Here is a 10,207-nt window from a genome sequence, read left to right as displayed (position 1 = left end):
TTAGAGGTCATCTCATTTGGTTCGGTAGGCTGTTGGGTGTGGTGGGAAGAGTTGAGCGGCTGGTGCCGGATGAGTTGTGGGAGCTGTTCCAGCAGGTGGTGCCGGATGTGCCGTCGCGCCCTCAGGGCGGTGGCCGGCGTCGCCATGGCGATCGCGAGGTCCTGGCCGCGATCGTGTTCGTGGCGACGTCGGGGTGCACGTGGCAGCAACTGCCCGCTGCGTCATTCGGGCCGTCCGGCGCGACGGCTCATCGCCGGTTCACCGAATGGTCGAAGGCCCGTGTCTGGGCGAAGCTGCACCGGCTGGTCCTGGACGAACTTGGCTCCCGTGGCGGCCTGGACTGGTCCCGGTGCGCGGTCGACTCGGTGAACATGCGGGCCCTGAAAAGGGGGACCTGACGGGTCCGAACCCTGTTGACCGGGGCAAGTACGGCTCGAAGATCCATCTGATCACCGAGCGGACCAGTCTGCCCCTGTCCATCGGCGTCTCGGGCGCCAACCTGCACGACAGTCAGGCTCTGATCCCGCTGGTGAAGGGCATACCACCGATCCGGCTCCGCCGGGACCGAGGCGGCGCAGGCCGGGCAAACTCCACGGCGACAAGGGATACGACTACACCCACCTGCGGCGATGGCTGTCGGGGCGGGGCATCCGGCACCGCATCGCCCGCAAGGGCACCGACACTTCGCAACGACTCGGCCGTCACCGCTGGACCGTCGAACGGAGCATGGCCTGGCTCGCCGGCTGCCGCCGCCTCCACCGCCGCTACGAGCGCAAGGCCGAGCACTTCCTCGCCTTCACCGGCATCGCCTGCACTCTCATCTGCTACCGCAGACTCACCAAATGAGATGACCTCTGAGAAGCAGTCCTTGATCACCGGAATGTAGGGTTTTGGCCATGACTGGTGACTGGCGGATGGATCGGATCAAGGCTGCGCTGAGCGGCGAGAACCCGACCGTGCTGCGACGGCTGACGGCGGGGTTCGCGGTGATCGGGGATGTTCAGTTCCTGCCGGGTTACTCGGTTCTGCTCGGGGATGAACCGGATGTGCAGCGTCTGTCGGACCTGCCGAAGGCAAAGCGGCTGTCGTTCCTGTCCGACATGGACCAGCTCGGTGAAGCGGTCGAGCGTGCCTGTCGGCGGCTGGACCCGGCTTTCCGGCGGGTCAACCTGGAGATCCTGGGGAACACGGACCCGTTCTTGCATGCGCATGTCTGGCCGCGGTTTGACTGGGAGCCGGCCGATCTGGTGGGCAAGCCTGTGTGGCTCTATCCGCGCGAACGGTGGAGTGACGAACAGTTCAGGCTCGGTCCGCAGCACGACGTATTGCGGGATGCGATCGGCAACGAACTGGACCATCTGCGCTCGGTGACCTGACCGCTGTGGGGCCCCGCCGGCCAGCAGGTCGGCGGGCCCGGTGATCGGTGGCGGTCAGCCGAAGCTCACTGGAGGCGTCTGAGCGGGAGGATGTCGGTGACGCGGTTGGCGTTCGTGGGGCGGGCGGCTTCCTGACCTGACGTCCCCAGGCATCTTCTCCCTCCAGTTCTCCCTCCAGCCAGCATCTCACTCATCATTACAGTGTCGGGGCGTTCGCGCCCGAGGACACGTTCGGAGCTTCCGAGGACCTGATGGGTGAGTCTGATGGCGGTTCGGGGCTGCTGGGTGCGCGCTACGGCGGTTCATTCTCCACTGTGCTCACCTGCTACCGAGCCGCCGGTGTTCCGGTCTGACTGGTGCTCTTGTGCCTTCTCAGGTGCCTTGAGTTTCGGATCGCCTGTCTCAGCGGAGTCGATGTGGTCGGTGAATGTCAGACGGCCGCCGCGGTCGATCACCACCAGGTCGCCGTCCCGCACGGCCTTTTCCACCAAGTCGGCCAGTTCCTCCTCGCTCGCGCCGGGGTGCTGTTGGGCGATGCGCCTGCCGGCCTCGTTGTTGTACAGGTCCATCGCCTCACGCTCGGGGCGGTTGCCTGGCCGGGCCTCATGTGCCGTGGCGTATTCGGCGGCCCACTCGGCGCCGTACTCCTTCGTCATCAGCGCGTTCCAGTACGTGTGGCGGAACGCGTCGTTGTGGTTGTCGTTCCAGTCGCCGGGACGGAAGCGGGCGTCGGCGGTGTTGAATGCCCTGTCTTTGACGCCCCGGAAGTCCTGCAGACCGCTGAGGCCCAGCCCGTCGAGCATGTCCGCCTCTCGCGCCGTGACACTCTGCTGGAGCTTCCTCACGTCCTCGGCGAACAACGGGCCCACGAGCAGCTCAGGGTGGCGGGGTAGAGGACGAGCCCGTCCGGGTCCGGAGCGACCTGGTAGTCGCGGAGGATCCGGTCCGCGTCCTTCTTGGTCCCCGGCGGTACGTAATCGACCTTGTCAGGGTTGAAGCCGTGCGCCCCGGCCGCCCGATTTTCCGGCGGCTCGACAGCGGCCATGAGAGTTCTCTTGACCGCGGTGTCCACGTCGTTGACGGCCTCGACTGCCTTGTCGATCCTGGACTGCCACGCCGCCACCTCCTCATCAAGGGACTGCGCGTAGGTGGGGTCATGTCCCCGGGCCACGCGCTCGCCCTCGTTGAGTTTCGTGGTGTCGAGCGTGACGCGGCCGTCGCCGTCCACGCTCATCTTGTCGTCCTGGGCGGCCGTCACTCGGCTCTCCAGGGTCTCCTTCCTGTCTGCCAGGTCGTGGTACGCACGGGTCGGCAGGGTGGCGATGTTCTTGGCCTGGCGCTTGGCGCTGTCAAACTGCCCGGAGGAGACCCGGGCCACCTCGTCGTAACTCACCTTCGCGATGCCTGCCCAGGAGCTGCGCGACAGCGTGCCGCGCACGCGTGTGTCGTAGTCGGTGTGCAGCTCGCCGAAACGCTTGCTCATGCGCTTGAACGCCTTGGCAGCGTCGTCCAGTTCGGTGGGGTCGGCGGCCATGATGTCGCGGAAGGAGAGTGTCATCGCCCGTCCGTCTCACTCTGCCGGCCGCAGGCTGGTGGGCTCGGTCCCCGGCAGGAGGGAAGAGGAAGGGCCTGATACCGCTGTGAGGGGGTTGTGCACCAGACCATCCTGCGTCTGGAAGAGCACCCGAGTGCCCCGCAGCGCGTCCCGTTCGCCCTCAAGTCTCTGTTCGAGGTTGCGGACCTGCTTGCCCCGCTTGCTCAGCACGTACTCAACGCCCTGCCACGCCTCCCAGTTCTGCATCATGCCGCCGGGCTGGGAACGCTCGCTGCCCAGCAGCCCCGGCGCAGGCTCCTCGGACGCCATGCGGCCCGCGCTGCGCAGATGCGAAAGCAGTTCCTCGTCGATGTATTTCGCCGATGCCTTCTTCGCCGTGGGGTCCGTGGCCAGCCGGTCCGGCCCGCCAGGCCCGGTTCCCGCGCCGCCCGCCGGGGGCGCGGAGTTGAGCTGCGTCCGCGCGCCCTGCGCCTGGTGCGCCTGCGAGACCAGTGCATCCCACTCCGCTTGGAACGAGTTCAACGTAACCCCCAGCTCACCTTCTGTGACGTGAGCATGGTATCCCCGACCATCCGGACGACGGGCCGATCGTAAAGAACACCTCAGCCGCCAACGCATGCGTACAGCGTGAGGTATTTGGCCCCGCCTGCCGGAATTGCACAGCACCGGTATCACCGTCAGCCGACCGCGGCTACCCTCACCCATGCGACGCCGGGGCTGAACCACCGGGACCAGCCTTCGCCGGCGAGGCCAGTGAGAACGCGCGAAGCAGGGAGAAGAGGGGCGATGACCCGGACCAGGGCAGGACAGACGCCCCAGCAGCGGGAGCGATTGGCAGTAAGGGCCGTACTGTGGAGCCTCTCGGCAGTGCTGCTCCTCGTCTCGCTCGCCTTCGCCCTGACCGATGTCTACGCAGACGAAGACCCCGCCGACCCGACGGCCAGTGTGCATGCGGAGTGCGGCTCCCTGCTTTCCCCCACTACCCGTCACGTGGACGACTACCGCGATGCCCAGGGTGGCCCCGCCGATGCTGAGGAGTCGGTCGCTTCGCACACACGCATCTGCGACTCCGCCCGGAGCGATCGGATGGACTCGGCCCTCGAAGCGCTGACAGCGGGGACTGCCGCCGCGGGAGTAGCCATCGGCCTGCATATATATCTAGGGCGCCGGCGCCTCCAGGGCCGGGGCGAAGCGCCCCGGCACGAAGAGGGCTGAGGTTGACGCTCGCCGCCTTGCCCACCGGTCGCCGGCCGGCAGCGAGCGCGTGGGCCCGTGCCGAGTTCCTCCCGGGCGAAGCGCCCAGCGGCTGTCCGCACCGCTGAGCGGCACCCTTCAAGGTGGTGCCCATAGGCACGCCCGTCTGCAGCGCGCGCTCTATGAGCGTCTCGATCATCTCGTCGGCGGCGGGGCTTCGTCGGCCGCCTGAATGTCGGCAACGCCCTCCCGGGCGTGCGCGGTGCACCTCGAGCCCATCCGGCTCCCTGTGGCCTCGGTTGAGTGAACCCGTGCCGTCTCCGGCGTGGTCTGGGAGTGGGTGCGGCTACAACACCGGCTGTGATCACTTTGGCTCGCGGTCTGACGGCCGCCGCACTGACTCTTCCCCTCCTCACCGCCGCTGCCCCCGCGCTGGCTACAAGCGCAGCAAGTTCAAGCACTGGATCGACGCCGGCAAGGACGGCTGCAACACCCGGCAGGAAGTCCTGATCGAGGAAGCTACCGAGGAGCCGAAGGTCGGGCCGGGCTGTTTCCTGACGGACGGCGAGTGGTTCAGCTACGACGACGCGAAGACCACCGACAACCCGCGCTCCCTGGATATCGACCACATGGTGCCCTGGCCGAGGCATGGGATTCCAAGTAGGCGGAGTTGTGTCCGCTGCATCATTGCGTGCGGCCTGTGGGAACGTTCTGGCCTGCTCTTGTCCCCGGAGGCTGTAACTCGTTTGGGTGGCGGGGGCTGCTCTCTCCTCATTGGACGCGTATCCGACGCCACGATGTTGCGTCAGGTGCAACCGCGGGAGTGAGCATGGGAGCTGTCGATGTACCCGGCGCAATGCGCCTGGTGGTATTGGGAAACGTGCGGGCGCTGGATCCTGCGGCGGCGATGTTCCAGGCCATGTTGAAGGGGTGGGAGCAACAGCAGCAGAGTCGGCTGCTGGCGAAGAAGACGATCTCGGATCGACTGAGCCTGGTGCGGCGGTTCGCCGACTACACGGGCACTTACCCGTGGGAGTGGAACGCGGAGGACATGGAAGCGTACTTCTCCACGCAGATGTCGCGTGAGCTCCCGCTCGCGCACTCGACCGTGCGTGGTCAGCAGAACGACTTGCAGCTGTTCTGCACCTTGATCACCGATGGCCGGTACGGGTGGGCGGCTGCGTGCCAGGAGGAGTTCGGGCAGGTTCCCGCCCAGATCTGTCATGACTGGAACACCGCTGATCACGTTGCCGAATTCGAGGGTAACCCGGGCCGCCGGGCCTTGACCTACGACGAGTTGCAGGCTCTCTTCGATGCCGCGGATGACCGTGTGGAGCAGGCCCGCAAGCGCCGGCGGAAGGGAGTGCTGGCGGCCTGGCGTGACGCGGTGCTGCTGAAGTCCGTGTACACGTACGGCACGCGGCGGCGTGAGACGTCGATGCTGGACCTGCATGATCTGCGGCACAACCCGCGGGCGAAGGACTACGGCCGCTTCGGGGCTCTTGAGGTGAGATTCGGGAAGGCACCCCGCGGCAGTCCGTCCAAGAGGCGCACAGTTCTCACCGTTCCGGAGATGGACTGGATCGTGCCGCTGCTGGAGGAGTGGGTCGATGAGGTCCGTGGGCGGTTCGGGGCCGGGAAGCATCCTGCGCTGTGGGTCACTGAGCGGTGCGGTCGGCTCGGGCTGCGGCGCCTGGACGAGGTCTTTGCTCTCGTGCGGCAGCATGCTGGCCTGCCTGAGGAACTGGAGCTGCACTCGCTGCGGCACAGCTACATCACGCATCTGATCGAGTTCGGCTACCCGGAACGGTTCGTGCAGGACCAGGTCGGTCATCGGTACGCATCGACGACCGCCCTGTACACGTGGGTCTCGGACGAGTACCGCAACCGGCTGCTCGAGGACTCCCTTGCGCGCCGTGTCGAACGAATGGCCGCACGAGAGGAAGTGGGTCAGCGGTGACGAAGCGGATGGGGTTTCGCTGGAACCTGCGCCGTCTGATGGCCGAGCGGGACATGTACCAAACCAGTGACCTGTTGCCTTTGCTGGCCGAGTACGGGGTGCATCTCTCGCGAGAGCAGGTGTTCCGCCTGGTGACCCAGCCCCCGCAACGGCTGTCCATGGACACGCTCGCCGCGCTGTGCGGGATTCTGCAGTGCACACCGACCGACCTGATCGACGTCGAGGAAGTGCGACGGCAGGTTGTCAAGCCGGCCGCTTCGGGTGAGGCGGCCGACAGATCGGTGCCGCCTGCCCGGCGGACCAGGTTGCGGCGACCGGAGGGCCTGTGATGGCCACATCGAAGGTGCCGGCCAGCTGGACCGAACTGGCCGATCTCATCTGCGCGCACCTGCCCGAACTCGCCTCTTCTGATGCGGCGGCTTTGATTGCGCAGATGGCGCCCAAGGCGCGTGCTGTGGTGCGCGCTCACCTCACGGAGCATCCGGACGCGCTGGTCAGCGGTTCGTCGCTCGCGCCGCCGGCGCTCCAGCGCCTGATCGCCCGACTGCGGAAAGTCGGATGCGAGCGGGCTCGGACTCCGGCGTGCCTGCGGTGCGGGCGGGTGCGCCGGCTTCGCCGCTTGGTGCCCGGCGGCCGGTTGTGTCTCGGTTGTGAAGGAACGCTGGCGGCTCAGGCCAATGTCGGCATCTGCGACACCTGTGGACGGACCCGCCCGCGGCCCGTTGGCGACTCCTGCACGCCATGCCACCAACGCGAAGTCGCGGCTTCGCGGACCTGCTCAAGCTGTGGCCGCCCCAGCCACATGGACCCATGCACGACGTGCAGATCACGGCCCTTGGCGCCGTGCGCGCTGTGCGGCACCAGTGCACCGGTCTGCGCACGCTGGCCGCTCGGTCCGGTGTGCAAGTCCTGTTACGCGCAGGTCCGGCGCGAGCCAGCGCCCTGCCCGGCCTGCGCGCGCATCAGGGTCCTGATCAGTCGGGTGGCTGGTCAGAGGGTCTGTGCGCTATGCGACGGTCACACCGCCCCCTACGCATGCGTCCGATGCGGCGAACCCCGCAGCATCCTCGTGTCAGACGCGTGTGATCGGTGTGCGATCGACGAGCGGCTCACCGCCCTGCGGGCCGACCTAGAACCCGTTTCGAGCCGACAGCTCGGCCCGCTTCATCAAGCGCTGATGAACTGCGAATACCCGCGGACGGCCCTGCGCTGGCTGCTGAACTCCGCATCCGCCCGGCTTCTCGCAAATACTGCGGCAGCCAGCAGGCAGCTCACTCACGCCGATCTTGACCAGCTCGCCACAGCCGGCCGTGGCACAGCCCAAACCATCGACTACCTGCGCCAAGTCCTGGTCACCTTCGGTGTCCTACCCGCACGCGACGAGTACCTGGTCCGCATCGAACGCCACCTCGGCCACGTCCTGACAAGGTGGCCCGAGCAGGCACCGCTCCTACGGCCGTACGTGCGCTGGTCGGTCATGCCCCGCGCACGCCGCCGGTCCACCCACAGCCCCAGCACCCCTGGCCGTGCCCAGTGGGCGTACGTCCGTATCAACGCCGCCGCCGACTTCCTAAGCTTCGCAACCGAGCGCGGACTCGCATTAAGGGAGGTCACTCAGCATCAGGTCGACCAGTGGCTCGCAGGCGGCGCCAGCACCCGCTACGAGGTCCGCGACTTCCTGGTCTGGGCAGCACGCCGCGGCCACAGCCAAGACCTGCTCGTCCCGCACCGCGCCAAGCCAGAGCCTGTGGGCCTGGATGAGGACTCCCACTGGGACCTGCTCCAGCAGTGCCTTTATGACGAAGAACTCCCGCTGGACGTTCGTGCCGCGGGCGCGCTCCTACTCTTCCTCGGCCAGCACCTCACCCGTATCGTCACCCTCACCGACAGCGACTTGATCAGCAAGAACGGGCGCACTGCCCTCCTCTTGGACCGCAGCCCTGTGCACCTTCCGGTGCCGCTCGCCACGCTGCTCACCGAACTCGTAGAGCAGTCGCCTGAGCCCGGCTGGAGCGCCAACTCACCCATGCCGTGGCTCTTCCCCGGCACACAGCCCGGCGCCCACCGATCCTCTGCCTCACTGGCTCGGACACTGACGGCGCACGGCATCCCCATCCGCGCATCGCGGGGAACCGCCCTGATCCAGCTGGCCCAGGACATGCCACCCGCCGTCCTGGCACCGCTGCTCGGCCTGCACGTCATCACTGCCGAGCAGTGGCGCCGTCGCGCGGTAACCGACTGGACCGCCTACCTCCAGGCACGTGGACGCGCCCTGGCAGCCCCGGACTCTTGTCGCAACCCCGAGCCGCAAAGTAGCGGTCAGCTTGTTGTATAACCTCTGCCCGTGGTTAGTCCTGCGCTGACCACGGGTTCTGCCGTTCGTCAGCCAGTAGTGCGACTGTGACGTGATCAGGCAAGTCGTCCAGAAGCCCCTGATCGATACCAAGATTGTGAGGGTGAGTCGCTGGAAGGGGCTGCGTGCGTCAGTCCGCTTCTCTGTTTTCTGAGGTCAGGACCGACTTCACGCCTGCCTGACAGCCCGTGCCGATGCGCTGTTCGAGTACCGTGGGGGCGGTGACCGTCTCCTTGCTGATGTGCAGTGATCCGCTGCGCCCCACCCACTGTGAACCGCACTTCGCGCTGCAGGCCGCCGCCGCCCGCGAGGCCGGTGCGCAGGTGGCGTTGATCGACCACGACGCTCTGCTCGCAGGCCGCGCGGACGAGGCCGTGCGCCGTGTGCCCCGGGACATCGGGGCGGCCTGGTACCGGGGCTGGATGATCCCCGCGGCGGCCTACGCGGACCTGGAGACCGCGCTGGCCGTGCGCGACGTCCGCCTGTGCACCAGTGCTCTGATGTACCGGACCGCGCACGAACTGCCCGGCTGGTACGGCACGTTCGCAGACGCCACCCCGCCCAGCGCCTGGACGGCCTGCGCCCCATACCAACCCCCCCGGCCCGCTGTACTGGTCGGCATCACCGCAGCCCTTCCGCCCGGCCCCGGGATCGTCAAGGACTTCGTCAAGTCCCGCAAACACGACTGGGACCATGCCTGTTACCTGCCCGACCTCGCCGACACCACAGCCGTACAACACGTCGTCTCCCGCTTCGTCGATCTCCAGGAGGACGCGCTGGCGGGTGGCATCGTGCTGCGCGCCTTCGAGGTGTTCCGGCAGGAGGTGGGCGAAGCCAGAGTGTGGTGGCTGGACGGCGAGCCGGTGCTGACCACCGCCCACCCGGACACTCCTGAGCTCCGGCCCCAACCCGCCCTCGAGAGCATCCGGCCGCTGGTGGGCACACTGGGATGCCGGTTCGTCACCACCGACCTCGCCCAGCGCGCCGACGGTACCTGGCGAGTGATGGAGGTCGGCGACGGGCAGGTCAGCGACCTGCCCGCCGGAACCGATCCCGCCGCACTGGTCGGACCGCTGCTCGCGGCACCAAAGTCTGCGAACGCAGCCGGTAGCGGCCAGCCGCCGTTGTGAGCAGTCTCACGGGAGACAGTCGACGCGGATTTGCCCGGCGGGCGGACTCACCAGCCCGCGATACCGCGAGATGTCTCCTCGCGCTCACTATTGAACGATGCCCCCGTGTTGGAGCTCAGCCTCTGCTGCCCCAGTTCCGGACCGACTTTCACGCTGGCCTGACCGCTCGCGCAGACGCCCTGTTCGAGCTCACCGACGTATCGCTGTGCGCGGACGGAGCGGTCAGACGTTGGTCGACCTGACACTGGCGCCCGAGCATCGGCGTGGTCACGGCACCCTCCACGATGCGCTGAATTGTGGCCGGGTCGACACCGGTGCCCATTACTGCCGCACGCCCGTCGTTCCTTACGAGTCCCTCCTCAAGGCCCCCACCCGTCCGGCCCAACGAGATGGTGGAGGCGACGGAAGACGGGACACCGCAGTCATCTTGCGGCCGAGAGCTGAGATGGGAATTCGCGGCCCTGGCAGCAGGACCGCGGTTCAGACCTCTGAGCGGGAATATGGCACATGAGGAATGACGCTCCCCGCCAACTGGGTGGACGGCCAAGAAGCGTGAGCACTATGCCAACGATTTGGGCAGCGAGCGGTCGCTGGTGGCGGTGACGGCGCGCTCCAACCGGCAGAAGGCCGACCAGGACC

The 10,207-nt window shown here is 67.4% G+C and carries 9 protein-coding genes and 3 pseudogenes; 9 read left to right on the top strand and 3 right to left on the bottom strand.

All coding sequences use genetic code 11. The annotated features are described in order from the left end of the window. Positions 1–32 precede the first annotated feature (32 nt). A pseudogene (locus tag JW592_RS32170) lies at positions 33–846 on the top strand (IS5 family transposase). A gap of 50 nt (positions 847–896) precedes the next feature. Then, positions 897–1,376, top strand: coding sequence for an HIT family protein (locus JW592_RS32165; RefSeq protein ID WP_209268825.1), 480 nt, complete (start codon positions 897–899; stop codon positions 1,374–1,376). A gap of 302 nt (positions 1,377–1,678) precedes the next feature. Here JW592_RS32165 and JW592_RS32160 read toward each other — a convergent pair whose 3' ends face one another. Genes JW592_RS32160 through JW592_RS32150 form a run of 3 tightly spaced genes read right to left on the bottom strand, consistent with a single transcriptional unit; the run spans position 1,679 to position 3,453 of the window. Further along, a complete protein-coding gene (locus JW592_RS32160; protein ID WP_209268824.1) occupies positions 1,679–2,245 on the bottom strand; it encodes a DUF6973 domain-containing protein in 567 nt (188 codons plus the stop codon). Then, entirely contained in the window at positions 2,218–2,934 is a 717-nt protein-coding gene (locus JW592_RS32155) for a hypothetical protein (RefSeq protein WP_209268823.1), read from the bottom strand. The genes JW592_RS32160 and JW592_RS32155 overlap by 28 nt, the downstream gene beginning before the upstream one ends. Before the next feature lie 12 nt (positions 2,935–2,946). Continuing rightward, on the bottom strand, positions 2,947–3,453 hold the full coding sequence (locus JW592_RS32150; RefSeq protein ID WP_209268822.1) for a hypothetical protein: 507 nt from the start codon (positions 3,451–3,453) through the stop codon (positions 2,947–2,949). 264 nt (positions 3,454–3,717) lie between these two features. On the opposite strand from JW592_RS32150, the gene JW592_RS32145 reads away from it, so the two are divergent. From JW592_RS32145 to JW592_RS33105, 7 genes and pseudogenes are all read left to right on the top strand, one after another. Further along, entirely contained in the window at positions 3,718–4,146 is a 429-nt protein-coding gene (locus tag JW592_RS32145) for a hypothetical protein (RefSeq protein ID WP_209268821.1), read from the top strand. 808 nt (positions 4,147–4,954) lie between these two features. Beyond that, on the top strand, positions 4,955–6,085 hold the full coding sequence (locus JW592_RS32140) for a tyrosine-type recombinase/integrase (protein WP_209268820.1): 1,131 nt from the start codon (positions 4,955–4,957) through the stop codon (positions 6,083–6,085). Further along, positions 6,082–6,414, top strand: a complete 333-nt coding sequence (locus tag JW592_RS32135) for a helix-turn-helix domain-containing protein (protein ID WP_209268819.1) — start codon at positions 6,082–6,084, stop codon at positions 6,412–6,414. Before JW592_RS32140 ends, JW592_RS32135 begins: the two co-directional genes overlap by 4 nt. An 848-nt stretch (positions 6,415–7,262) precedes the next feature. After that, positions 7,263–8,420, top strand: coding sequence for a site-specific integrase (locus tag JW592_RS32130; RefSeq protein ID WP_209268818.1), 1,158 nt, complete (start codon positions 7,263–7,265; stop codon positions 8,418–8,420). A 257-nt stretch (positions 8,421–8,677) separates the two neighbouring features. Then, entirely contained in the window at positions 8,678–9,568 is an 891-nt protein-coding gene (locus tag JW592_RS32125; RefSeq protein WP_229377226.1) for an ATP-grasp domain-containing protein, read from the top strand. 122 nt (positions 9,569–9,690) lie between these two features. Next, positions 9,691–9,878 (top strand): annotated as a pseudogene (locus JW592_RS33110) (transposase); the annotation flags it as partial. Positions 9,879–10,089: 211 nt separating this feature from the next. Next, positions 10,090–10,207 (top strand): annotated as a pseudogene (locus tag JW592_RS33105) (HNH endonuclease); the annotation flags it as partial.

Origin of the sequence: Streptomyces spirodelae, assembly GCF_017676385.1 — a bacterium.
GTDB classification, from domain to species: Bacteria; Actinomycetota; Actinomycetes; order Streptomycetales; family Streptomycetaceae; genus Streptomyces; species Streptomyces spirodelae.
Note: the sequence above shows the minus strand (reverse complement) of the source record. Positions and strands in the feature narration are given on the sequence as shown.

Coding starts and splice junctions, on each gene's coding strand:
- JW592_RS32165 (WP_209268825.1), top strand. CDS start 897: ATGACTGGTGACTGGCGGATGGATCGGATCAAGGCTGCGCTGAGCGGC.
- JW592_RS32155 (WP_209268823.1), bottom strand. CDS start 2,934: ATGACACTCTCCTTCCGCGACATCATGGCCGCCGACCCCACCGAACTG.
- JW592_RS32145 (WP_209268821.1), top strand. CDS start 3,718: ATGACCCGGACCAGGGCAGGACAGACGCCCCAGCAGCGGGAGCGATTG.
- JW592_RS32140 (WP_209268820.1), top strand. CDS start 4,955: ATGGGAGCTGTCGATGTACCCGGCGCAATGCGCCTGGTGGTATTGGGA.
- JW592_RS32130 (WP_209268818.1), top strand. CDS start 7,263: ATGAACTGCGAATACCCGCGGACGGCCCTGCGCTGGCTGCTGAACTCC.
- JW592_RS32125 (WP_229377226.1), top strand. CDS start 8,678: ATGTGCAGTGATCCGCTGCGCCCCACCCACTGTGAACCGCACTTCGCG.